The sequence below is a fragment of the Streptomyces sp. NPDC045022 genome (genome assembly GCF_056432605.1).
Window position 1 is genome coordinate 1 of record NZ_JBWKIR010000019.1, and the last position, 22,809, is coordinate 22,809.

Annotated in this window: 19 protein-coding genes; 10 read left to right on the forward strand and 9 right to left on the reverse strand. The window is 71.6% G+C overall.

Annotated elements, in window-relative coordinates; all coding sequences use genetic code 11:
* Window positions 1–135: 135 nt before the first annotated feature.
* From AC07C1_RS28345 to AC07C1_RS28365, 5 genes are read right to left on the reverse strand one after another with little or no spacing between them, the layout of a single operon-like run.
* Window positions 136–1,446: a DUF58 domain-containing protein gene (locus AC07C1_RS28345; RefSeq protein ID WP_478943486.1), complete on the reverse strand. Its 1,311-nt coding sequence runs from the start codon at window positions 1,444–1,446 to the stop codon at window positions 136–138.
* Complete coding sequence (locus AC07C1_RS28350; protein ID WP_478943488.1) at window positions 1,446–2,438, reverse strand: AAA family ATPase; 993 nt, start codon at window positions 2,436–2,438, stop codon at window positions 1,446–1,448. Before AC07C1_RS28350 ends, AC07C1_RS28345 begins: the two co-directional genes overlap by 1 nt.
* Window positions 2,435–3,631, reverse strand: a complete 1,197-nt coding sequence (locus tag AC07C1_RS28355; RefSeq protein ID WP_478943490.1) for a DUF4350 domain-containing protein — start codon at window positions 3,629–3,631, stop codon at window positions 2,435–2,437. The genes AC07C1_RS28350 and AC07C1_RS28355 overlap by 4 nt, the downstream gene beginning before the upstream one ends.
* On the reverse strand, window positions 3,628–4,407 hold the full coding sequence (locus AC07C1_RS28360; RefSeq protein WP_478943492.1) for a DUF4129 domain-containing protein: 780 nt from the start codon (window positions 4,405–4,407) through the stop codon (window positions 3,628–3,630). The genes AC07C1_RS28355 and AC07C1_RS28360 overlap by 4 nt, the downstream gene beginning before the upstream one ends.
* A 4-nt stretch (window positions 4,408–4,411) precedes the next feature.
* Window positions 4,412–5,782: a DUF7847 domain-containing protein gene (locus AC07C1_RS28365; protein ID WP_478943493.1), complete on the reverse strand. Its 1,371-nt coding sequence runs from the start codon at window positions 5,780–5,782 to the stop codon at window positions 4,412–4,414.
* A gap of 140 nt (window positions 5,783–5,922) precedes the next feature.
* Here AC07C1_RS28365 and mtnA point away from each other — a divergent pair, with 140 nt between their 5' ends.
* The 7 genes from mtnA (at window position 5,923) to AC07C1_RS28400 (ending at window position 14,838) form a co-directional block, all read left to right on the forward strand.
* A complete protein-coding gene (gene mtnA, locus AC07C1_RS28370) occupies window positions 5,923–7,065 on the forward strand; it encodes an S-methyl-5-thioribose-1-phosphate isomerase (protein ID WP_478943495.1) in 1,143 nt (380 codons plus the stop codon).
* Between the two features lie 4 nt (window positions 7,066–7,069).
* Window positions 7,070–7,759 carry a two-component system response regulator MtrA gene (gene mtrA / locus AC07C1_RS28375; RefSeq protein ID WP_202485207.1) on the forward strand — a complete coding sequence of 230 codons (690 nt, stop codon included), beginning with the start codon at window positions 7,070–7,072 and terminating at the stop codon, window positions 7,757–7,759.
* A 1-nt stretch (window position 7,760) separates the two neighbouring features.
* Window positions 7,761–9,863 (forward strand): MtrAB system histidine kinase MtrB, encoded by a 2,103-nt coding sequence (mtrB, locus tag AC07C1_RS28380; protein ID WP_478943497.1) that lies wholly within the window; start codon window positions 7,761–7,763, stop codon window positions 9,861–9,863.
* Window positions 9,853–11,685, forward strand: a complete 1,833-nt coding sequence (locus AC07C1_RS28385; protein ID WP_478943498.1) for an LpqB family beta-propeller domain-containing protein — start codon at window positions 9,853–9,855, stop codon at window positions 11,683–11,685. Before mtrB ends, AC07C1_RS28385 begins: the two co-directional genes overlap by 11 nt.
* A 190-nt stretch (window positions 11,686–11,875) precedes the next feature.
* Window positions 11,876–12,883: a ComF family protein gene (locus AC07C1_RS28390; protein WP_478943500.1), complete on the forward strand. Its 1,008-nt coding sequence runs from the start codon at window positions 11,876–11,878 to the stop codon at window positions 12,881–12,883.
* 312 nt (window positions 12,884–13,195) lie between these two features.
* Window positions 13,196–13,888 (forward strand): ribosome hibernation-promoting factor, HPF/YfiA family, encoded by a 693-nt coding sequence (gene hpf / locus AC07C1_RS28395; RefSeq protein ID WP_478943502.1) that lies wholly within the window; start codon window positions 13,196–13,198, stop codon window positions 13,886–13,888.
* Window positions 13,889–14,091: 203 nt separating this feature from the next.
* A complete protein-coding gene (locus AC07C1_RS28400) occupies window positions 14,092–14,838 on the forward strand; it encodes a response regulator (protein ID WP_478943504.1) in 747 nt (248 codons plus the stop codon).
* A 10-nt stretch (window positions 14,839–14,848) separates the two neighbouring features.
* On the opposite strand, the gene AC07C1_RS28405 is transcribed toward AC07C1_RS28400, so the two are convergent.
* Both AC07C1_RS28405 and AC07C1_RS28410 read right to left on the reverse strand, forming a co-directional pair.
* A complete protein-coding gene (locus tag AC07C1_RS28405) occupies window positions 14,849–16,024 on the reverse strand; it encodes a winged helix-turn-helix domain-containing protein (protein WP_478943506.1) in 1,176 nt (391 codons plus the stop codon).
* A 59-nt stretch (window positions 16,025–16,083) separates the two neighbouring features.
* Entirely contained in the window at window positions 16,084–16,653 is a 570-nt protein-coding gene (locus tag AC07C1_RS28410; RefSeq protein ID WP_478943508.1) for a GNAT family N-acetyltransferase, read from the reverse strand.
* A 254-nt stretch (window positions 16,654–16,907) separates the two neighbouring features.
* On the opposite strand from AC07C1_RS28410, the gene secA reads away from it, so the two are divergent.
* Window positions 16,908–19,718, forward strand: a complete 2,811-nt coding sequence (gene secA / locus AC07C1_RS28415) for a preprotein translocase subunit SecA (RefSeq protein WP_478943510.1) — start codon at window positions 16,908–16,910, stop codon at window positions 19,716–19,718.
* Window positions 19,719–19,799: 81 nt separating this feature from the next.
* On the opposite strand, the gene AC07C1_RS28420 is transcribed toward secA, so the two are convergent.
* A complete protein-coding gene (locus AC07C1_RS28420) occupies window positions 19,800–20,435 on the reverse strand; it encodes an Rv3235 family protein (RefSeq protein ID WP_478943512.1) in 636 nt (211 codons plus the stop codon).
* A 332-nt stretch (window positions 20,436–20,767) separates the two neighbouring features.
* On the opposite strand from AC07C1_RS28420, the gene AC07C1_RS28425 reads away from it, so the two are divergent.
* Together AC07C1_RS28425 and AC07C1_RS28430 are read left to right on the forward strand one after the other, a co-directional pair.
* Window positions 20,768–21,280: a DUF6912 family protein gene (locus AC07C1_RS28425; RefSeq protein ID WP_478943514.1), complete on the forward strand. Its 513-nt coding sequence runs from the start codon at window positions 20,768–20,770 to the stop codon at window positions 21,278–21,280.
* A 48-nt stretch (window positions 21,281–21,328) separates the two neighbouring features.
* Window positions 21,329–21,997 (forward strand): HAD family hydrolase, encoded by a 669-nt coding sequence (locus tag AC07C1_RS28430; protein ID WP_478943516.1) that lies wholly within the window; start codon window positions 21,329–21,331, stop codon window positions 21,995–21,997.
* A gap of 146 nt (window positions 21,998–22,143) precedes the next feature.
* Here the strand turns inward: AC07C1_RS28430 and AC07C1_RS28435 are convergent, their stop codons facing one another.
* Window positions 22,144–22,710 (reverse strand): DJ-1/PfpI family protein, encoded by a 567-nt coding sequence (locus AC07C1_RS28435; protein ID WP_478943518.1) that lies wholly within the window; start codon window positions 22,708–22,710, stop codon window positions 22,144–22,146.
* Window positions 22,711–22,809 lie beyond the last annotated feature (99 nt).

A 22,809-nucleotide genomic window follows, 5' to 3' on the forward strand; every position in this document is an offset into this window, starting at 1 on the left:
GTACTGCAGGGGGGACCCTGTGGGAGAGTAGGACACCGCCGAACAAATTTTAGGGAAACCCCCGCATCGAAAGATGCGGGGGTTTTCTGCGTTCCGGGGTGATTGCCGACCCTCTGAAGCGGCGGAAGAGGCCGCTCAGAGCCGACCCGCTGCCTTCAGGGCCAGGTACGCATCCGCCAGTGCAGGCGCCAGATCCTCCGGAGTCGCGTCCACCACCGTCACACCATGACGACGGAGCTGTTCCGCCGTGCGCTGACGTTCGCTTTGCGCCTGGGCCGCAGCCGCGGCCTCGTAGACCGCCTCCGCGTTGCCCCGTGCCTTCCCCATGCCGGCGATGTGCGGGTCCGCGACCGAGGCGACCAGGACGGTATGGCGCTGAGTGAGCTGGGGCAGCACGGGAAGCAGCCCCTGTTCCACCGGCGCCGCGTCGAGCGTCGTGAGCAGCACGACGAGGGAACGGCGGGATGCCGTACGCAGGGCTGTGGCGGTCAGGCCACGGGCGTCGGTTTCGATCAGTTCCGGTTCGAGCCCGGCCATCGCGTTGACCACGGAGGGGAGCACGTCACCTGCTGACCGGCCCTGGACCAGGGCGCGTACCCGGCGGTCGTAGGCGAGGAGATCCACACGGTCGCCGGCGCGGGAAGCGAGCGCTGCGAGGAGCAGGGCTGCGTCCATGGAGGCGTCCAGGCGTGGGGCGTCGCCCACGCGGCCGGCCGAGGTGCGGCCGGTGTCCAGGACCAGGAGGATGCGGCGGTCGCGTTCGGGGCGCCAGGTGCGGACGGCGACGGCGGACTGACGAGCGGTGGCTCGCCAGTCGATCGAGCGGGTGTCGTCTCCGGGCACGTACTCGCGCAGGCTGTCGAACTCCGTTCCCTCACCGCGGGTCAGCACGCTGGTGCGGCCGTCGAGTTCACGCAATCGAGCGAGTTTCGACGGGAGATGCTTCCGGCTGGTGAACGGGGGCAGAACTCGCACCGTCCAGGGCACCGTGTGGGAGCCCTGGCGGGAGAAGAGGCCGAGGGGGCCGTAGGAGCGGATCGTCACGCGGTCGGCCTGGCGGTCGCCGCGGCGGGTAGGACGCAGCCGGGTCATCACACGCCGGCGTTCGCCTGGGGGGATCGTCAGGCGGTGGCGGGAGGCCGCGACCTCGGTGCCGGGCTGCCAGCTGCTGGGCGGCCACCCGTCGCGCAGGCGCGCCCGCAAGGGGCGGCGGGACGGGTTGGTGATCGTGAGCGTGACGTCGGCGGTCTCACCGAGACGCGTGGAGGTGTCGCCGGAGCGCGCCAGGACGAGCCGTCGTACGGGCGCGGCGAACGCGACATCGCAGGCGCAGGCCAGAGCCAGTGGGCCGTTGACCGCGAGGATGCCCGTCCAGCCGGGTTCCAGGATGCCGACGGGGATCGAGCCGAGGGCCGCGAGGAGGGCGGCGCGTCCGGTGAACGCCATCAGCGGGGGACCGGGACGTGGGCGAGGATGGCGTTGATGACGGCGTCGGCCGTCACCCCTTCCATCTCGGCCTCGGGGCGCAGTTGCACGCGGTGGCGCAGAGTGGGCAGGGCGAGGGCCTTCACGTCGTCGGGGATGACATAGTCGCGGCCCGTCAGCCAGGCCCAGGCGCGGGAGGCGGCGAGGAGGGCGGTGGCGCCGCGTGGGGACACGCCCAGGGTGAGGGAGGGCGACTCGCGGGTGGCGCGGCAGATGTCCACGACGTAGGCGGTGATCTCGGGCGACACGGTCGTCTTGGCGACCGCCGCGCGGGCGGCTTCCAGGTCGGCGGGGCCGGCGACGGGGCGTACGCCGGCGGCGCGCAGGTCGCGTGGGTTGAAGCCCGAGGCGTGGCGGGTGAGGACGTCGATCTCGTCCTGCCGGGAGGGCAGAGGGATCGTCAGTTTGAGGAGGAACCGGTCCAGTTGGGCCTCGGGGAGAGGGTAGGTGCCCTCGTACTCGACGGGGTTCTGGGTCGCGGCCACCAGGAACGGCTCGGGCAGCGGGCGCGGGGTGCCGTCGACGGTGACCTGGCGTTCCTCCATGGCCTCCAGGAGGGAGGACTGGGTCTTGGGCGGGGTGCGGTTGATCTCGTCCGCGAGGAGGAGGTTGGTGAAGACCGGGCCGGGCTGGAAGGAGAACTCGGCGGTGCGGGTGTCGTAGACGAGGGAGCCCGTGATGTCGCTCGGCATCAGGTCGGGGGTGAACTGGACACGCTTGGTGTCGAGTTCGAGTGCCGACGCGAGTGCGCGGACGAGCAACGTTTTGGCGACTCCGGGGACTCCTTCAAGTAGTACGTGTCCGCGGCAGAGGAGGGCGACGACGAGACCGGTCACGGCGGGGTCCTGGCCGACCACGGCTTTGGCGATCTCGGCGCGCAGGGATTCCAGGGAGGCGCGGGCGTGGCCCGCGTCCCCGGTCCGCCCGGCGTTGTCAGTGGTCGGGTCCGTCATGAACGGCGTACCTCTCTTTCGAGGGCGTCGAGTTGGTCGGTCAGTGCGATGAGGGCCGCGTCGTCGCGGGGCGGCGGTCCGAAGAGGAGGGAGTGCAGGGGCTGTCCGTCGCCGGTGAGGTGGGCGGACAGGGCGGGGAGCAGGGCCTCGGGCGTGTGCGCCTGGGTCACGGGGACGCCGACGAGGGGGGCGAGGCGCGTGCGGGTGGTGGAGCGAAGAGCGGCGGCCGCGCGGTCACGGGCGTTGGCCTTGCGGTAGAGGCGGGCGCGGCCTTCGGCGGTCTCGGAGGCGCGGATCGCGACCGGGAGTCTTTCGGGTACGAGGGGGCCGAAGCGGCGTGCCCGCCAGAAGGCGGTGAGGACCGCTGCGATGAAGAGCTGAAGGGTGCCCCAGAGCCATCCCGAGGGGAGCAGGTCGAGGAAGTTCTTCTGCTCGCCGGTGTCGGTGGCGGAGGAGTCGGACAGCGAGGGGAGGTACCAGACCAGATGGGGGCGGGAGCCGAGGAGTTGCAGGGCGAGCGAGGCGTTGCCCTGCTCGTCGAGGCGGTCGTTGTAGAGGATGTCGGGTGCGCCGAGGACCACGGTGTCGCCGTCCCCGGCTGCCGCGGGGATGCGCAGCAGGGTGGCGAGGCGCTCGCTGGGGTAGCAGGAGTCGGCGTCGAGGTGGGTGGTGGTGTAGCGGATGCCGCCGGTGTCGGCGCTGCCCGCGCGCCGGGCCTCGGGCAGGGTGCAGTCGGGGGCGAGGGTGGAGTGGAGGCTGTTGGCGGGGTCCGCGGTGACCCCGGGGGCGAGCTGCTCGATGGACGAGCTGCCGGCCGCGACGAGGACGGTGCGTCCGCCGGACGCCGCGGTCGCCTCGCGCAGTCGGGTCTGCTGGCGGCTGGTCAGCAGGTCGGGGACGGCGACCAGGAGAGTGGTGTCGGGGCCGGCGGCGGCGCGTGCCGCGTCGAGGGTGGTGACGGCGCGGGTGGACACGCCCCGGTCGGCGAGGAGCTGGGCGACGGCGCGGCTGCCGTAGGGGTCGGCGGAGCGTGGGTCCAGGGCGCCGTGCCGGGCGGTGGAGCGCACGGCGGCCATGGCGACGGCCGCGGCGAGGATGAGTACGACGGCGAGGCTGATGCCACGCGCGCGGGTCCACAGCTGGCGGGCGGTGGGCGCGGTGGAGGTGGCCGGCCAGGTGGCCTCGGTGGTCACTCGGCGGCCCCCTGGCGGGGGCTGTGGGCCGGGGCGGCGGCGCTGGCGGCGAGGGCGGGCCTGGTGCGTTCCAGGTCGCGGTCGAGTTCGGCCAGGCGGTGGTACGCCTGCTCGCTCGCTCTGCGTCCGCCGTATGTGACGTCGTCGAACTCCCGGGCCGCGGCGCGCAGTCCGTCCGCGTGCGTGGGCAGGGTGCGGCCGGCCTCGGCGGCGGCTTCGTCGGCGGTGCGGCCGGGGCGGACGTCGAGCAGGGCCCGCTCCTCCAGCGAGCGGACGATGGCCCGCATGCGTTCCTGGACGGCCTGGTTCCAGTGGCCCTGGGCCGCGTGTGCCTCGCCGGCCGCACGGTGTTCGGCGGCGCTGCGGGGGCGGTCGTCGAACAGGACGGCGGCGGAGGCCGGGTGGCGGCGGGGCGTGCCCAGGCGCCACCACAGGGCGGCCGCCACGGCGATGACGAACATGATGACGACGATCAGGCCGACCGTGCCGCCGGGTGTCGCCGACGCGGCCGTGCCGAACAGCCCGTCGAGCCAGTCCCAGAAGGCGTCGAGGGCACGCTGGAGGAGGCTGGGGTCGTTCTCGTGGTACATCCGCTTGGACAGCTCACGCCGTGCCGCCTCCCGCGCGGGATCACGCGGGATGGTCACGGGCGGCTCGTCTCCCGAGCCGCCGGCTGCCAGCACGGCCGTGTCCGCCGCACGCAGCAGGCCTCGTATGACCGTGTTGCCGACGTCGGACGCCGCCGGCGTCGTGAGAACTCCCCCCGTGAGGCTCACCGCATCAGCTCCTCGGGACGGGGCCGCCGGCGCCGTACCCCTGGACGCCGGCGGCGCGGGCCAGTTCCAGGTCGAGGGCCTCGCGGCGGATGCGCTGGTCGATGTAGAGAAGCACGGTGACGCCCGCGCTGATCGGGAGGGTGAGCGTGGTGCCGATCAACGACCCGATCCCGCGGATGACCAGGAACGTCCAGCTGACGTCTTCGCCGCCGGTGCCGAACAGGCTGCGCATGCTGTCGCCGCTCACAGCGGCCCCGATGAGGCCGAAGGGGATGGCGACGAGCGATGCCACGATGTTGGTGATGAGGCCCGTGAGCAGCACGATGCCGAAGACGCGCCACCACGAGCCGCGCACCAGCCTCGTGGAGCGGCTCATGGCCTTCACGATGCCCTGCCGTTCCAGCATCAGGGCGGGCGTGGCCAGGTAGAAGCGGATCATCAGCCATCCGGCGACGATGATCGCCGCGAGGATGCCGAGGGCCAGCAGTGCCGCTCCGGCGCCGTCGTTGCCGGCGAGCAGGACGAGGATCCCGGGCAGCGTGCCGGCGAGGCCCACACCGGCGACGATCAGGCCGAGCAGGAGGAGCAGGCCGAACAGCTTGGGGATCTGCGGACGGGCTTCGCGCCAGGCCTCGCCGGTGCTGACCGGCCTGCCGAGGACGGCACGGCTGGTGATGGTCGTCAGCAGGGCGGTCGCGACGATGATGGCGACCGTGGAGATCACGGTGACGATACCGGTGCCGATCATGGTGTCCCGCAGGGCACGGAGGACGTCGCCGGGGGTGGCGCTCTGGTCGTCGAACGACGTCTGGGCGGTGGTGCCGTTCATGACGAAGCCCTGCACCAGGACCAGCGTGGTGTCGACGAGCAGAGCGACCGTCAGCGAGATGCCGAGCACCGTGCGCCAGTAGGTGCGCATCGTGGAGACGGCGCCGTCGAGGATCTCGCCGACGCCGAGCGGGCGCAGCGGGATGACGCCGGGCTTGGCCGCGGGCGGGGGGCCGCCCCAGCCGCCGCCCCAGGCCCCGTAGCCGCCGGGGGTGCCGTAACCGCCGTGGCCGGCGGGCGGGCCGCCGTAGCCGCCGGTGCCGGATCCGGGGCCGCCGGGCTGCGGGCCGCCCCAGCCCGGGCCGGGCGGCGGGGGCGGCGGGGCCTGGTTCGGGCTGGGGGCACCGGTGGGCGTGGACCATTGGCCGGGTGCCGGCTGCTCCTTGGACCACTTCGCGTCTGGGGTCTGCGCGTCCGTGCCCGGCTGTGGTGCGGGCTCGGTGGGACCAGGACGGTCGGCGGGCTCGGCGGGGCCGGACGCACCGGGTTCCCGCCCCTCGGACGACGGGGCGGATCCGGGCGAGGCCCAGCCCGGAGTGTCTGTCATCGAAGCTCCTTCTCGGTGCCCGTCCGCGGTCGCGGCGGCAGGTTGGCAGCCATCGTGCCATGGGGTGGTCACCGGCGGACCGGCCGCGGTAGGGGCCGGACACCTTCAATTGTCCGCGGTATCCGGGGCAGACTGAGCGCATGGCTGATCAGCAGGCGCGAACCGGCGGGGACAAGCGGCCGAGCGAGATACCGGCGATCCGATGGGAGGAACCACCCGAGGGTCCCGTACTGGTCCTTCTCGATCAGACGAGGCTTCCGGCCGAAGAGGTTGAGCTGGTGTGCACCGATGCTTCGGCGCTGGTGGAGGCGATCCGTTCGCTCGCCGTGCGCGGGGCGCCCCTGCTCGGGCTGGCCGGGGCGTACGGCGTCGCGCTCGCCGCCGCGCGCGGCTTCGAGGTCGCCGAGGCGGCACAGGCCCTCGAGGGCGCCCGGCCCACCGCGGTGAACCTGTCCGTCGGCGTGCGCCGGGCCCGGGCCGCGCACCAGGCGGCACTGTCCAGGACCGGCGATCCCACCGCGGCGGCCACTGCCGCGTTGGCCGCGGCGCGGGCGCTGCACCGGGAGGACGCCGAGGCCAGTGCGCGGATGGCGGTGCACGGTCTGGCTCTGCTGGACGAGATGCTGCCCGGTGGCGGGCACCGGGTCCTCACCCACTGCAACACCGGATCGCTGGTGTCGGGTGGCGACGGCACGGCTTTCGCGGTGGCTCTCGCGGCACACCGCGAAGGGCGGCTGCGGAGGCTCTGGGTGGACGAAACGCGTCCGTTGCTGCAAGGTGCTCGCCTGACGGCGTACGAGGCGGCCCGCAACGGCATGGCGTACACCTTGCTCACAGACAACGCGGCGGGATCCCTGTTCGCGGCGGGCGAGGTGGACGCCGTACTGGTCGGAGCGGACCGGATCGCGGCCGACGGTTCGGTGGCGAACAAGGTGGGGAGCTATCCGCTCGCCGTGCTCGCGCGCTACCACCATGTGCCGTTCATCGTGGTGGCGCCGCTGACGACGGTCGATCCGGACACCCCCGACGGGGCGTCCATCGACGTCGAGCAGCGCCCCGGCTTCGAGGTGACCGAGGTCACAGCACCCCAGGTGACGGTGACGGGAGCAGGAGGCGGGATTCCGGTGGCACCCCTGGGAACCCAGGCGTACAACCCGGCGTTCGACGTGACGCCGCCCGAACTGGTGACGGCCATCGTCACCGAGGAGGGGGCCGTTTCACCCGTGACCACCGAGTCTCTTGCCGAGCTGTGTGCCAGGTCACGCCAGGTAACGATTAGCTAATGGGATGATGTCGTTTATGAAGGGACGAGTCCTTGTCGTCGACGACGACAGCGCACTGGCCGAGATGCTCGGCATCGTGTTGCGTGGTGAAGGTTTTGAGCCGTCTTTTGTAGCCGACGGCGACAAGGCGCTGGCCGCTTTCCGTGAGTCCAAGCCCGATCTGGTGCTGCTCGACCTGATGCTGCCCGGGCGGGACGGCATCGAGGTGTGCCGCCTGATCCGGGCGGAGTCCGGGGTGCCGATCGTGATGCTCACCGCCAAGAGCGACACCGTCGACGTGGTCGTGGGCCTGGAGTCGGGCGCCGACGACTACATCGTCAAGCCGTTCAAGCCGAAGGAGCTGGTGGCCCGGATCCGGGCGCGGCTGCGCAGGTCGGAGGAGCCGGCGCCGGAGCAGCTGACCATCGGTGACCTGGTGATCGACGTGGCCGGACACTCGGTCAAGAGGGACGGGCAGTCGATCGCGCTGACCCCGCTGGAGTTCGACCTGCTGGTGGCGCTCGCGCGCAAGCCGTGGCAGGTGTTCACCCGTGAGGTGCTGCTCGAGCAGGTGTGGGGCTACCGGCACGCCGCCGACACGCGGCTCGTCAACGTCCATGTCCAGCGGCTGCGCTCCAAGGTCGAGAAGGACCCGGAGCGGCCGGAGATCGTGGTGACCGTCCGTGGCGTCGGTTACAAGGCCGGACCGAGCTGACATGTCCCGGGACAGTGCCGCTTCGGCTCCCGGCGGGTCCGGGTCCCGGCCGGGGCGGCCTGTCGGCCGGACGACAGCGGGTGCGCGCTTCAGGCGGCTCTTCGAGGGCGGGCTGACGCGGGGCGGGGTGCAGGGCAGCCCGGTCCTGCGGCTGTTCCTGCGCTTGGTGCGTCGGCCGCTGCTGCCGGTCATGCGGCTGTGGCGGCGCAACATCCAGCTGCGGGTCGTCGCCACGACCCTGCTGATGTCGCTGGGTGTCGTCCTGCTGCTCGGCTTCGTCGTGATCGGCCAGGTGCGCAACGGCCTGCTGGACGCCAAGGTCAAGGCGTCACAGAGCCAGGCCACGGGCGGGTTCGCGGTGGCCAGGCAGAAGGCCGACGAGGCGGCCGGCGGGACGGGCACCGGTACGGGTGCCGGGACCGGCGCCGCTGACGGCACCTCGACCGCGGACGGGCGGCAGTCACAGAACGTCATCCAGTGGATGAGCGACCTCGTGGAGTCGCTGTCCAGCGGTGGCGCGGGCGCCTTCGACGTGGCGACGCTGCCCGTGGGCGACGACAGCGGCGGCGGGCGCAGCCCGCGCGGCTCCGGGAACGTCAACCCCACCTCCAGCGTGCCCGCCGACCTGCGCGAGCGGGTCAACAGCGGTACGACGGCCGCCCAGAGCTACACGCGGATCGTCTACTCCAACGCCAAGGAATCCCAGCCGGCGCTGGTCATCGGCAAGCAGGTCAACGACCCGAACGGGCGCCCGTACGAGCTGTACTACCTCTTCCCGCTGACGCAGGAGGAGAAGTCCCTGAGCCTGGTCAAGGGCACTCTCGCGACCGCCGGGCTGTTCGTCGTGGTGCTGCTCGGCGCCATCGCCTGGCTGGTGGTGCGGCAGGTCGTCACGCCGGTGCGGATGGCGGCGGGGATCGCGGAGCGGCTGTCCGCCGGGCGGCTGCAGGAGCGGATGAAGGTCACCGGCGAGGACGACATCGCACGCCTGGGCGAGGCCTTCAACAAGATGGCGCAGAACCTCCAGCTGAAGATCCAGCAGCTGGAGGACCTGTCGCGGATGCAGCGCCGGTTCGTGTCCGACGTCTCGCACGAGCTGCGCACCCCGCTGACGACCGTCCGCATGGCCGCCGACGTCATCCACGAGGCGCGCGAGGACTTCGACCCGGTGACCTCACGGTCGGCCGAGCTGCTCGCCGACCAGCTGGACCGGTTCGAGTCGCTGCTCGCGGACCTGCTGGAGATCAGCCGTTTCGACGCGGGCGCGGCGGCCCTGGAGGCCGAGCCGATAGACCTCAGGGAGGTCGTCCGGCGCGTGGTCAGCGGCGCCGAGCCGCTCGCCGAGCGCAAGGGCACCCACATACGCGTGGTCGGCGATCAGCAGCCCGTCGTCGCCGAGGCGGACGCACGGCGCGTGGAACGGGTACTGCGCAACCTCGTCGTCAACGCCGTCGAGCACGGCGAGGGCAAGGACGTCACCGTCAAGCTCGCCGCCGCCGGCGGCGCGGTCGCCATCGCGGTGCGCGACTACGGCGTCGGGCTCAAGCCGGGTGAGGCGACCCGGGTCTTCAGCCGCTTCTGGCGGGCGGACCCGGCACGCGCGCGTACCACCGGTGGCACGGGTCTCGGGCTGTCGATCGCCCTGGAGGACGCGCGGCTGCACGGCGGCTGGCTGCAGGCCTGGGGCGAGCCGGGCGGCGGCTCGCAGTTCCGGCTGACGCTGCCCAGGACCGCCGACGAGCCGTTGCGGGGCTCGCCGATACCGCTGGAACCCAAGGACTCGCGCCGCAACCGCGGCCTCGACGACGCCGGGCTGCCCCGCGGGAGCGAGGAGAAGCGGGCGACCGTTCCGGTGCAGCAGTGCGGCGCCCAGGCGCCCGCGCTGCCGCCGCGCGCCACGATCGCGCCTCGGCTGGCCACCGGCGCGCCCGCCGCCGACCCGACCGCCCTGCCCGGCAGCGGCAACGGCACCCGCGTGGTGCCCCGGTCCACCGGCGGTGCACGGCGGCCGAACGACAGGCCCGCCCAGGACCCGGCACCCGACACGGGCCCGGCCGGAGCGGAGGACTCGAACGAGCCAGGGGAGGCATTTCGTGGGCGCTGACCGCGAGGGGGGCGCCCGGCGGCGGCCGGGACGCGCGGTGGCCTACGCCGCCTTGGGAGTCGTCCTGCTGGCCGGGTGTGCCTCGATGCCCGACAGCGGGGATCTGCGGGACGTGGAGTCGACACCACGGCAGGACACCGGGGTCCGGGTGTTCGCCATGCCGCCGGCCGACGGCGCCGGTCCGGGCGAGATCATGCAGGGCTTCCTGGAGGCACTGACCAGCGACGACCCGCAGTACGACACGGCTCGCAAGTACCTGACGACCGACGCGGCGCGTGCCTGGCGGCCCGAGCGGTCCACCACGGTTCTGGCGAACGGGCCGAGCATCGAGACCGACTGCCAGGCGGGCGGCCGGGAGGAGGCCAACAGCGTCACCTGCGTCCTGGCCGGCAGCCGGGTCGCCACGGTCGACGCGGAGCAGGCGTACCAGCCCGCCGACGGGTCCTACCGCAAGAAGCTGCATCTCACGAAGAACCCCGAGAGTGGGCAGTGGCGCATAGACGGCCTGCCCGACGGGGTCGTCATGGGCAAGTCGGACTTCCAGCGGAACTACACGTCCGTCGACAAGTACTACTTCGCCTCCAACACGGCGGTCGGGGCGAGCGGGCAGCCGGTGGCGGTCGCCGACCCGGTGTTCGTGCGCAGCAAGGTCGAGCCGATGACCCAGATGGTCCGCTCGCTGCTGAAGGGCCCCACCACCTGGCTCGGGCCGGTGGTCAGGTCCAGCTTCCCCACCGGTACGGCCCTGCAGAAGGACGTGTCGGGGCTGACGCCGGACGACCAGAACAAGCTGACGGTGCCGCTGAACCTCAAGGCGTCCCAGGTAGCGGCGACCAAGTGCACCGAGATGGCGACCCAGGTGCTGTTCACTCTGCGGAATCTGGCGCCGACGCTCGAGTCCGTCGAGTTGCAGGGGCGCGGTGGCGAGCGGCTGTGCGATCTGACCCAGGAGCGCGCCGAGTCCGCCGCCTGGCACGGGTCGGCCAGGCGTCCCGAGTACCTGTACTACCTCGACGGCAAGCACCAGGTGGTGCGGATGCCCACCGGGAGCACCGGCACCGGGGCCGTTCCGGTGCCGGGTCCGCTGGGCGAGGGGGACAAGGGGCTGCAGTCGGTGGCGGTCTCGCGGGACGAGCAGAGCGCGGCCGGGGTCGGTGACGGCGGCAGGTCCCTGTATGTGACGTCGCTGGCGTCGGGCGCCTCGCTCGGGGAGGCGCTGGTGACCAGTACCGGCGCGACACCCGCCGACCGGCTGACCACGCCGAGCTGGGACGCCCGCGGCGACCTGTGGGTGGCCGACCGTGATCCGCACCATCCGCGGCTGAAGGTCATGGAACAAGGCGTCGCGAAGCCGGAGGAGGTCGCCGTCCCGGACCTGTCCGGCCGCATCACGGACGCGCGGGTTGCCGCCGACGGGGTGCGGATCGCGCTGGTCGTGGAGAAGGCCGGCAAGCAGTCCCTGCTCATCGGCCGCATTCAGCGTGACGACGGGACCGGGCAGGGCATGTCGGTGGACGGGCTGCAGTCCGCGGCGCCCGGTTTGGAGCAGGTCAGCGCCATCTCCTGGGCCGGGGACAGCAGTCTGCTCGCCGTCGGCCGGGAGCAGGGCGGCGTGCAGCAGATGCGGTACGTCCAGGTCGACGGATCCGCGCTGGACGCGCCGGCCCCCGGGGCGCTGCCGGGTGTGAAGGCGATCGCCGCGTCCGAGGACGAGCGGGTGCCGCTGGTGGCCTACTCGGACGACGGGATCGTCCGGCTGCCCTCCGGAGCGCAGTGGCAGAAGGTGGACAAGGACGGGACGGCACCGGTCTATCCCGGCTGAGCGGCAGGCACCGGCCCCTCTTGCCGCTCTCCGGGCGGGGCGTACGTGTGCTCATGGCCGGTGGGCCTGCCCCTCGGGTGGCCGACCGCCCCTCGTGTGAGGGACGGCCGGCGCGGGTCGCCTCCGGTTGTCCACAGGACGTTGTCCACAGGGGTGGCAGGCCGTCTCCGGCGTCGGCACAGTGGAGGTCATGCGGGGGTGGTGGCAGGACCTCACCGACCTGGTGCTGCCGGCCGAATGCGCGGGCTGCGGGGCACCTCGTATGGTGCTCTGCCCGCGGTGCCGGGCCGCGCTGAACGGGGGTGGCCCACGGCGGGTGCGGCCAGTGCCGGAGCCGGTCGGGCTGCCGGTGGTGCACGCGGCGGCACCGTACGCGGAGGGGGTGCGGGCGCTGCTTCTCGCCCACAAGGAGCGGGGCGCGCTGGCGCTCGCCGGTGTACTGGGCACGGCTCTGGCGGGAGCCGTACGGGCGGGACTCGGCTGGAGCAGTGCTGCTGCCGGTGCCGGCGCTTTTGTCGGCGGCGAGTCGGCCGAGCCGGTGGGATCGGTCGGGCCGGTGGGATCGGTCGGGCCGGTCGGGTCGGTCGGATCCGGCGAGTCGGGAGGGTCGGTCGGTCTCGGCGGGACTCAGGGGCGTGGGCTCGTGGTGCTCGTGCCCGTGCCCTCCGCCCGGTGGGCCGTGCGGGCGCGTGGACACGACCCGGTGCGGCGGATGGCGCTCGCGGCGGCCGGTGAGCTGCGGCGCACCGGGACACCGGCCCGGGTGGCGGCCGTACTGCGGCAGCGGCGGAGCGTGGCGGATCAGGCCGGACTCGACGCGCGGCAGCGCCTGGAGAACCTCGCGGGCGCGCTGGAGGTGACAGCGGGCGGTGTCCGGCTGCTCGACGCGAATCGGATCGTGCTCGTCGACGACGTGATCACCACGGGCGCGAGTCTCGCGGAAGCGGCGCGTGCCCTGCGGGAGGCGGCCGGATGGCGTCACGAGAGGAGGAAGGAAGAGGGAAGCGGGACGGGAGGAGTCGTGTACGGGGCCGTAAGCCGGGAAGGTAGGGGGGAACGACGGACCGGAGCGCGGCCGGAGAGAGAGATGTGGGTGCATGGTGCATCGGAAAAGACGGCAGTGAACGCCCGTGGCCGGGCGCTCCACGCTGCCGTGATCGCCGCTCCCGGGGATTCTTTCGAAATGGACAGGAACTGACCGTCGACCTGCATCGTTGCAGGTAGCAGGAGGGGTAATTCACTTGAACGGAGGTACGCGGTAGTAGAGGGTGACGCCATCCGTCCGGGCGAGATATGTTCGGTTGTGAGGAAAGGCGCAGGCCACACCCCTCATATCCGAATGCCGTGCCGCGGGTTTTCCGCAATCACCCGCACCGGTGAGGTGGAGATCGCGCCCATGGGGGAGGAGGAGGTGGGAGTCACCCAGTCCGAGGTCCGGTGATCACCGGACCTGGTGCAAAAGGGAGATGCTCCGCCGAGTCAGCGGAGCGATCCGGGAACGGAGTTCTGCGTGGACATCGTCGTCAAAGGCCGCAAGACCGAGGTGCCCGAGCGGTTCCGCAAGCACGTGGCCGAGAAGCTGAAGCTGGAGAAGATCCAGAGGCTCGATGCCAAGGTGATCAGCCTCGACGTCGAGGTGTCCAAGGAGCCCAACCCACGACAGGCCGACCGCTGTGACCGAGTGGAGATCACGCTCCGCTCCCGCGGTCCGGTGATCCGGGCGGAGGCAGCGGCCAGCGATCCGTACGCGGCACTCGACCTGGCGGCGGAGAAGCTGGATGCCCGGCTGCGCAAGCAGCACGACAAGCGTTTCTCGCGCCGCGGTGCACAGCGGATCCCGGCGGCGGAGGTCGCCGATCACGTCCCGGACGCGGCGACGCTGAACGGCAACGGCCTCCCCGTTCATGAGGAGGAGACGGACGGAGTCCCGACCAAGAAGATCGGCTCGCTGGAGGTCAAGGGTGAAGGACCCCTGGTCGTCCGCGAGAAGACCCACGTCGCCTCCCCGATGAGCCTCGACCAGGCTCTCTACGAGATGGAACTGGTCGGCCACGACTTCTACTTGTTCATCGACTCCGAGACGAAGGAACCGAGCGTCGTCTACCGGCGTCATGCCTACGACTACGGCGTGATCCACCTCAGCACGGACCCGATGGTCACCGAGGTGCAGCCCCCCGCGGCCGGTGGCACGCTGGGCGGCTGACCCACTCTGCCGAAGCTGAGCCGGTGCCCCTGGAGTGCGTGTGCGCCCCCAGGGGCACCGGTGTGCGACCACTTCGCGCCCCGCGCGTCGCCGCTGCGTCGTCCAGGCATGAAATCATGGCCGCACCGGCCCAACCGGTGGGCCGCTGCCTTGGGTTGGCGATGGCACAGGACCACAGGCCACAGCCTTCAGGGGGAGGAACGATGGCGGACACCTTCGGACCGATGCGGGACGAGGATGCCGACGACCATGTCATCGGCAGGGACCCGGACGCGGGCTCTCCACGCAAGGAGCCGATCAGAGTCCTGGTCGTGGACGATCACGCCCTCTTCCGGCGCGGCCTGGAGATCGTGCTCGCGGCCGAGGAGGACATCCAGGTGGTCGGCGAGGCGGGTGACGGTGCCGAGGCCGTCGACAAGGCGGCCGACCTGCTGCCCGACATCGTGCTGATGGACGTCCGCATGCCCAAGCGCGGCGGCATCGAGGCCTGCACCTCCATCAAGGAGGTGGCCCCCAGCGCCAAGATCATCATGCTGACGATCAGTGACGAGGAGGCCGACCTCTACGACGCGATCAAGGCGGGCGCGACCGGATACCTCCTCAAGGAGATCTCCACGGACGAGGTGGCTACCGCCATTCGCGCGGTGGCCGACGGACAGTCGCAGATCAGCCCGTCGATGGCGTCGAAACTCCTCACCGAGTTCAAGTCGATGATCCAGCGCACCGACGAGCGCCGGCTGGTGCCCGCGCCGCGGTTGACCGACCGGGAGCTGGAAGTCCTCAAACTCGTCGCCACGGGGATGAACAACCGGGACATCGCCAAGGAGTTGTTCATCTCCGAGAACACCGTGAAGAACCACGTCCGCAACATCCTGGAGAAGCTCCAACTGCACTCCAGGATGGAGGCCGTGGTCTACGCGATGCGGGAGAAGATCCTGGAGATCCGGTAGCGGATCGGCCCTAGGCGAGGGCGCGGGTGAGTTCGCGCGCCAGGGGCTCGCGCAACTCGGGTGCCTCCACGCGCTCCACGCGGACGTCCGTGCAGTCCACCCAGGTCGCCGCCTCGATCAGGGCCTGGGCGACCGCGGGGACCGCGCTCGGACCGTCCAGGGTGACCTGCCGGGCCACCAGGGTGCGGCCCTCGCGGGCGGGGTCGACCCGCCCGACCAGCCGGCCGCCCGCGAGCACCGGCATCGCGAAGTAGCCGTAGACCCGCTTGGGCTTGGGCACGTAGGCCTCCAGGCGGTGGGTGAAGCCGAAGATCCGTTCCGTGCGCGCCCGCTCCCAGACCAGCGAGTCGAACGGCGACAGCAGCGTGGTGCGGTGGCGGCCGCGCGGCGGTGCCGCCAGGGCCGCCGGGTCGGCCCAGGCGGGCTTGCCCCAGCCGTCCACCTCGACCGGCACCAGACCTGAGTCGGCGATCACCGCGTCGACCTGCTCGCCCTTGAGCCGGTGGTAGTCGGCGATGTCCGCGCGCGTGCCGACGCCGAGGGACTCGCCGGCCAGCCGGACCAGACGGCGCAGGCACTCGGCGTCGTCCAGCTCGTCGTGCAGCAGCGCCTGCGGGACCGCGCGCTCGGCGAGGTCGTACACCCGCTTCCAGCCGCGCCGCTCGACGCACACCACCTCGCCGTACATCAGCGCCCGCTCCACGGCGACCTTGGTGCCCGACCAGTCCCACCAGTCGTTGGTCTTCTTCGCGCCGCCCAGCTCCGTGGCGGTCAGCGGGCCTTCCGTGCGCAGCTGCTTGACGACCTGCTCGTAGGCACCTTCGGGGAGTTCGTGGTTCCAGTGCGGGCGGTTGCGGTAGGCGCGGCGGCGGAAGGCGAAGTGCGGCCACTCCTCGATGGGGAGGATGCACGCCGCGTGCGACCAGTACTCGAAGGCGTGCGCGTCCTTCCAGTACGCGGCCTCCACCGTCTTGCGGCCGACCGCGCCGAGCCGGGCGTACGGCACGAGCTCATGGGAGCGGGCGAGCACCGAGATCGTGTCGAGCTGGACCGCGCCGAGGTGGCGCAGCACCCCCCGGACACCGGCCCGCCGGTCGGGCGCACCGAGGAAGCCCTGGGCACGCAGGGCGATACGGCGGGCGTCGTCCGCGGTGAGGGTGACGGTGGGGCGCGGAAGGGTCGTCATGCTTCGGACGATAGAGGGTGCCACTGACAGCCCGCGGTGAGCCGTGGTCCCGTCCGTCCCTAGGCGCGCGCGGGCAGGTACGGCGCTGTGGACGGCAGGCCCAGGTCGGAGGGGAGCAGGGAGCCGACCCAGCAGTCGCGTCGCACTCCTTTGTTGTTGAAGCCCGAGCGCAGGGTGCCCTCGATGGTGAAGCCCGCGCGCTCGGCCACCGCGCGGGAGAGGTGGTTGCCGACCTCGGCGCGCCATTCGACCCGGTCGACACCGATCTCGGTGAAGATCCAGCGGCAGGCGGTGAGGGTGGCCTCGGTGATGTAGCCGTGACCGCGGTGTTCCTTGGCCATCCAGAAGCCGACCTCGGCCGTGCCCAGCGAGTGCATCGTCAGGCCGAGCATGCCGGTCAGTTCCCCGCCGGTCAGGAAGACGCCGAAGGTGTACATCGAGCCCTGCGCCCAGCCGTCGGGGACCAGCTGCTCGGTGAAGCTCCGGGCGTGCTCGGGCAGGTAGGGCGAGGGAACTACGGTCCAGCGCTGGATGTCGGGGTCCTGCGCGGCCTCGTACACCGTCTCGGTGTCGGCCGGGCCGACGGTGCGCAGCACAAGACGGTCGGTGGTGAGTGTGACGGGTTCCATCGGCAGATTCTGCTCGGGATGTCCGCGGGGAGACCATCGATTTTCGCGATACGTGAGTGCGTGATCACATTTCGCGCAATTCCTGGTGACCGGTGCGGCACCATCGGTGTGCCCCGTCCGTTGTCCTGATGAAGCAGCCGCCGGGTCGCCAGGCCTCCCGACGTGGCCGGGTCCTCGCATACGATGGCGGTTGCTCAGTACGTCAGAAGGAAACCCGACCGTCCCAGGCCCGACCGGCAAGGAGACCAGCCCCCGTGTCCGTCCTCTCGAAGATCATGCGTGCAGGCGAAGGTAAGATCCTGCGCAAGCTGCACCGCATCGCGGACCAGGTCAACTCCATCGAAGAGGACTTCGTCGACCTCTCCGACGCCGAGCTGCGGGCCCTCACCGAGGAGTACAAGCAGCGGTACGCCGACGGCGAGTCACTGGACGACCTGCTCCCCGAGGCGTTCGCCACCGTCCGCGAGGCCGCCAAGCGTGTCCTCGGCCAGCGCCACTACGACGTGCAGATGATGGGCGGCGCCGCGCTCCACCTCGGTTACGTCGCCGAGATGAAGACCGGTGAGGGCAAGACCCTCGTCGGCACGCTGCCCGCGTACCTGAACGCCCTGTCCGGAGACGGCGTCCACCTCATCACGGTCAACGACTACCTGGCCGAGCGTGACTCCGAGATGATGGGCCGGGTCCACAAGTTCCTGGGCCTGGACGTCGGATGCATCCTCGCCAGCATGACGCCGGCTCAGCGCCGCGAGCAGTACGCGTGCGACATCACCTACGGCACGAACAACGAGTTCGGCTTCGACTACCTGCGCGACAACATGGCGTGGTCGCAGGACGAGCTGGTGCAGCGCGGCCACAACTTCGCCATCGTCGACGAGGTCGACTCCATCCTCATCGACGAGGCCCGTACGCCGCTGATCATCTCGGGCCCGGCCGACCAGGCCACCAAGTGGTACGGCGACTTCGCCAAGCTGGTGACGCGCCTCAAGCGCGGCGAGGCGGGCAACCCGCTCAAGGGCCTCGAGGAGACCGGCGACTACGACGTCGACGAGAAGAAGCGCACGGTCGCCATCCACGAGTCCGGTGTCAGCAAGGTCGAGGACTGGCTGGGCATCGACAACCTCTACGAGTCGGTGAACACCCCGCTCGTGGGCTACCTGAACAACGCCATCAAGGCCAAGGAACTGTTCAAGAAGGACAAGGACTACGTCGTCATCGACGGCGAGGTCATGATCGTCGACGAGCACACCGGCCGTATCCTCGCCGGCCGCCGCTACAACGAGGGCATGCACCAGGCGATCGAGGCGAAGGAAGGGGTGGACATCAAGGACGAGAACCAGACGCTCGCCACGATCACCCTGCAGAACTTCTTCCGCCTCTACAAGAAGCTGTCCGGCATGACCGGTACGGCGATGACCGAGGCCGCCGAGTTCCACCAGATCTACAAGCTCGGCGTGGTCCCGATCCCGACGAACAAGCCGATGGTCCGCAAGGACCAGTCGGACCTGATCTACCGCACCGAGGTGGCCAAGTTCGAGGCGGTCGTCGACGACATCGCCGAGAAGCACGAGAAGGGCCAGCCGATCCTCGTCGGCACGACGTCCGTCGAGAAGTCGGAGTACCTGTCCCAGCAGCTCAGCAAGCGCGGCATCCAGCACGAGGTGCTGAACGCCAAGCAGCACGAGCGTGAGGCGTCGATCGTCGCCCAGGCCGGCCGCAGGGGCGCCGTGACCGTGGCCACCAACATGGCCGGCCGTGGTACGGACATCAAACTCGGCGGCAACCCCGAGGACCTCGCCGAGGCGGAGCTGCGGCAGCGCGGCCTCGACCCCGAGGAGCACATCGAGGAGTGGGCGCACGCCCTGCCCGCCGCCCTGGAGAAGGCCGAGCGGGCGGTCAAGGCCGAGAAGGACGAGGTCGAGTCGCTCGGCGGCCTGTATGTGCTCGGCACCGAGCGGCACGAGTCGCGGCGCATCGACAACCAGCTGCGCGGTCGTTCCGGCCGTCAGGGCGACCCCGGCGAGTCCCGGTTCTACCTGTCCCTCGGTGACGATCTGATGCGCCTGTTCAAGGCCCAGATGGTCGAGCGCGTGATGTCGATGGCGAACGTGCCGGACGACGTGCCGATCGAGAACAAGATGGTCACGCGCGCGATCGCGTCCGCCCAGGCCCAGGTGGAGACGCAGAACTTCGAGACCCGTAAGAACGTCCTGAAGTACGACGAGGTGCTCAACCGGCAGCGCGAGGTCATCTACGGCGAGCGCCGCCGCGTCCTGGAGGGTGAGGACCTGGAGGAGCAGATCCAGCACTTCATGGACGACACGATCGACGCGTACGTCGCGGCGGAGACCGCCGAGGGCTTCCCCGAGGACTGGGACCTGGACCGGCTGTGGGGCGCCTTCCGGCAGCTGTACCCGGTGAAGGTCGTCATCGAGGAGCTGGAGGAGGCCGCCGGTGACCGGGCCGGTCTGACCGCCGAGTTCATCGCGGAGTCCGTCAAGGAGGACATCCACGAGCAGTACGCGGCCCGTGAGGCGCAGCTCGGCTCCGAGATCATGCGTGAGCTGGAGCGCCGGGTCGTGCTGTCGGTCCTGGACCGCAAGTGGCGCGAGCACCTCTACGAGATGGACTACCTCCAGGAGGGCATCGGCCTGCGCGCGATGGCGCAGAAGGACCCGCTGGTCGAGTACCAGCGCGAGGGCTTCGACATGTTCACCGCGATGATGGAGGGCATCAAGGAGGAGTCCGTCGGCTACCTGTTCAACCTGGAGGTCCAGGTCGAGCAGCAGGTCGAGGAGGTCCCGGTCGAGGAGGCCCAGCCGGTGGGCGAGGGCGTCCAGGACACGGTGCCCGCGCAGGCGGGGGCCCGTCCCGAGATCCGCGCCAAGGGGCTGGACGTTCCGCAGCGGCGTGAGCTGCACTTCTCCGCGCCGACGGTGGACGGTGAGGGTGGCATCGTCGAGCGCGACCTGGAGGACGACGAGCCGGTGCGGTCCGAGTCGGACGGGCTGACGCGGGCGGAGCGGCGCCGGCAGGCCAAGGGCGGGCGGCGCCGTAAGAAGTGACGCGTGCGGTTGAGAAGGGCCGGGTCTCCTCTGGGGCCCGGCCCTTCCGCGTTGCCGTGCGGTGGGCTGCCGCGTGGGCTGTCAGCCGGTCGTCGGGTGGGTGGGGGCCGTCCTCGGAGTGCCCGTTTCCACGGCTGTGCAGCGCCAGCGGAGGTCGGGGCCCTGTTCCAGGCGGAAGGCCAGGGCCCGTAGCTGGCTGCCGGCGGCGATGCGGGCGAACGCCTCGATGGCGCCGGTGCGGGGGATGAAGTAACCGATGTCGTGGACGACGGGGCGGGAGCCGCGGGTGCGCAGCGGGCCCAGTGCGGCGAGGCGGGACAGATCGTCGTAGGCGCGGCCCGCGGTGTGGCGGAGCATCCAGTGGACGGGGCGCTGGCCGCTCAGGACGGCCAGCAGGCGGTCCGCGAAGAGGTCGGTGGGGCGCGGCTGCCGTACGGCCGTCTCGGGCGGCGCAGGGGCCGTCTCCGGGCCTGTGGTCGTGCGGGTTGCCGTACCGGCGGGCTGGGCCGTCGGGGCGGTGGGCTGCCGGGAGGACGCTCGGGTGGGCCGGGGGGCCGCCGTAACCGTTGCGGGGGTGGCCTCCCGGGGGGTGGTGGGGCGGGCCGCGCTCCTGGTCGGGGTGCGGGGCGGGGCGCCGGCCGGGCGGCGGGTGTCGTGGCGGGTCGGCGGACGGTGGCGCGGGCGGGGCTGGGCGGTGCGGCTCATGACCTTGTTCATGGAGGTCCCCGTTCGGCGGGCCCGGGTGATACCGGGCGGTAACTCGCTGTCGAGGATCTTGTACGGGGACGGGGGAGGGGGTGGCAAGGAAGCCGGGGAGGGTGTGACGGGGGCGGAGAAGTTCACCTATCCGAGCGGCGGGCAGGGGTGGAAACCCCGTGGGGAAGCGGGCGCACCGGGTGAACGCGGGGCGTCGGGTGGACGCCTTCCGGGGTGTGGGCAGGGACCCGAAAGGGGACGGGCGCACGTATCCTGAGGGCCCCCGGGAGGCGCGCCAGCCGGGCTCCCCGGGGCCCCAGCGAAGCCTTTTGACCAGGAAAGAGCGGCCCGCCATGCGCGTCTACGTCCCCCTGACCCTCCCCGGTCTCGCCGAGGCGCACAAGACGGGTGAGCTGGGGAGCGGCCCCTTCGTTGCGTATGCCGTCACGCCCGCGCTGCGCGAGTGGTACCTCTCCGACGACATCGAGGAGCTGGAGTACGCCGCGCTCAGCCGGGCCGCGCTGGCCTCGCTGCAGCTGCTCGCCGCCGACCCGGATGCCGTACGGCGCCGGGTCGTGGTCGCCGTGGACGTGCCCGACGGTGCCGCCGCCACCGACCCCGGCCGCGGGCTCGACCCGGCCGCGCTCGGTGAGGTGACCGTGACCTCGACGGTGCCGCTCGCGAAGGCGGCCGCGGTGCATGCCGACGCCGCCGACGCGGAGGCGGACGTGGCCGCGGCGGCGGGCGCCCTGGAGGCGGCCGACGGTGGGGACGACGACGCGCAGTTCGTCGTGGACGGGGCGGACGACCACGAGCTGCTCTGGTACGCCACCCAGGAGATTCCGAACCTGGTCGGACAGGCCTGACCTGGGCGGCCGCCCTGATTGTCAGTGGGGGCGGGTACGGTCTTGGACATGGGGACGCAGGAGAGCGCGCACATCGTCTGGGACTGGAACGGCACCTTGTTCCACGACAATGACGCGATCATCGGAGCGACGAACGCGGCCTTCGCCGAGCTGGGGCTCGCGCCGATCACGCTGGAGCAGTACCGGTCGCTGTACTGCGTGCCGGTGCCGAAGTTCTACGAGCGGCTGCTGGGCCGGCTGCCGACCGATGCCGAGTGGGAGCTGATGGACGAGGTCTTCCATCGGCACTACGCCGAGCAGCGGGTGCGGTGCGGGCTCACCGCGGGGGCGGCCGAGCTGCTTGCCGGGTGGCGGTCGGCGGGGCGCAGCCAGTCGTTGCTGAGCATGTACGTGCACGACGAGCTGGTGCCGCTGGTGCGTGGCTTCGGCATCGAGGCGCACTTCATACGGGTCGAGGGGCGTACGGGGCCGTCCGGTGGGAGCAAGGCCGAGCACATGGTGCGGCATCTGCGGGCCCTGGCCGGAGTGGCGGAGCCCGCGCGCACGGTGGTGATCGGGGACGCGGCGGACGACGCGGTCGCGGCGGGGCACGTGGGGGCCCGGGCTGTCCTGTACACCGGCGGGTCGCACAGCCGGGCCAGCCTGGAGGCGGTGGGGGTGCCGGTGGTGGACACGCTGGACGAGGCCGTGGCGGAGGCGCTGCGGATCGCGGCGTAGCCGCGGGGGCGGCCTGTGGGTGGCCTGTGCTGTGGCTGGGCGGGGCGCATCGCTTGCCCGTGCCGGTGGGGTGCCGCCCTGCTCGGAGACGGGCGCCACCCCAGCGGTACGACTGCCCGCGGTTACGCGGGTGTGGAGGCCGTCGCTCAGTTCACCGGTGCCTTCGACCGCAGCACCGTGAGGAACTCCCGCATCCAGGCCGGGTGGTCCGGCCAGGCGCGGGCGGAGACCAGCGTGCCGTCGACGACCGCCTCGGTGTCCTGATAGCCCGCGCCGGCCGCCTGCATGTCGAGTTCCAGGGCGGGGTAGGCCGTGACCCGGCGACCGCGCAGGCTGTCGATCGCGGCGGTGAGCAGGGGGCCGTGGCAGATCTGGGCGACCGGCTTGTCGGAATCGAAGAACGACTTGAGGATCTTGCGGAGTTCGGGGTCGTTGCGCAGGTACTCGGGGGCTCGGCCGCCGGGGATGACGACGGCCGCGTACTCGCCGGGGTCGACCTCGGAGAAGGCGAGGTCGGCGGGCCAGGTGTAGCCGGGTTTCTCGGTGTAGGTGTCGTAGCCGGGTTCGAAGTCGTGCACGACGAAGCGGAGGGTCTTGCGGGTGGGGGCCGCGATGTGGACCTCGTAGCCCTCCTCGCGCAGCCGCTGGTAGGGGTAGAGGACTTCCAGGGACTCCGCTGCGTCTCCGGTGACGATGAGGATCTTGACGGACATGTCGGCTCCTCCGGGGCGAGCGCTGTTATGGGCACCGTGCCTCTCCGGGGGCGTGCTTGCCAAGTGGGCCGGTGCCGTTCGGAGGGATCGGATACGCCG

What these genes read in the sequence shown, in the direction of transcription:
- mtnA (WP_478943495.1), top strand. Translation starts at nt 5,923, where the DNA reads ATGGCTGATCAGCAGGCGCGAACCGGCGGGGACAAGCGGCCGAGCGAG.
- AC07C1_RS28365 (WP_478943493.1), bottom strand. Translation starts at nt 5,782, where the DNA reads ATGACAGACACTCCGGGCTGGGCCTCGCCCGGATCCGCCCCGTCGTCC.
- mtrB (WP_478943497.1), top strand. Translation starts at nt 7,761, where the DNA reads ATGTCCCGGGACAGTGCCGCTTCGGCTCCCGGCGGGTCCGGGTCCCGG.
- AC07C1_RS28405 (WP_478943506.1), bottom strand. Translation starts at nt 16,024, where the DNA reads ATGACGACCCTTCCGCGCCCCACCGTCACCCTCACCGCGGACGACGCC.
- AC07C1_RS28400 (WP_478943504.1), top strand. Translation starts at nt 14,092, where the DNA reads ATGGCGGACACCTTCGGACCGATGCGGGACGAGGATGCCGACGACCAT.
- mtrA (WP_202485207.1), top strand. Translation starts at nt 7,070, where the DNA reads ATGATGTCGTTTATGAAGGGACGAGTCCTTGTCGTCGACGACGACAGC.
- AC07C1_RS28390 (WP_478943500.1), top strand. Translation starts at nt 11,876, where the DNA reads ATGCGGGGGTGGTGGCAGGACCTCACCGACCTGGTGCTGCCGGCCGAA.
- AC07C1_RS28425 (WP_478943514.1), top strand. Translation starts at nt 20,768, where the DNA reads ATGCGCGTCTACGTCCCCCTGACCCTCCCCGGTCTCGCCGAGGCGCAC.
- AC07C1_RS28430 (WP_478943516.1), top strand. Translation starts at nt 21,329, where the DNA reads ATGGGGACGCAGGAGAGCGCGCACATCGTCTGGGACTGGAACGGCACC.
- AC07C1_RS28435 (WP_478943518.1), bottom strand. Translation starts at nt 22,710, where the DNA reads ATGTCCGTCAAGATCCTCATCGTCACCGGAGACGCAGCGGAGTCCCTG.
- AC07C1_RS28420 (WP_478943512.1), bottom strand. Translation starts at nt 20,435, where the DNA reads ATGAACAAGGTCATGAGCCGCACCGCCCAGCCCCGCCCGCGCCACCGT.
- AC07C1_RS28350 (WP_478943488.1), bottom strand. Translation starts at nt 2,438, where the DNA reads ATGACGGACCCGACCACTGACAACGCCGGGCGGACCGGGGACGCGGGC.
- AC07C1_RS28345 (WP_478943486.1), bottom strand. Translation starts at nt 1,446, where the DNA reads ATGGCGTTCACCGGACGCGCCGCCCTCCTCGCGGCCCTCGGCTCGATC.
- AC07C1_RS28410 (WP_478943508.1), bottom strand. Translation starts at nt 16,653, where the DNA reads ATGGAACCCGTCACACTCACCACCGACCGTCTTGTGCTGCGCACCGTC.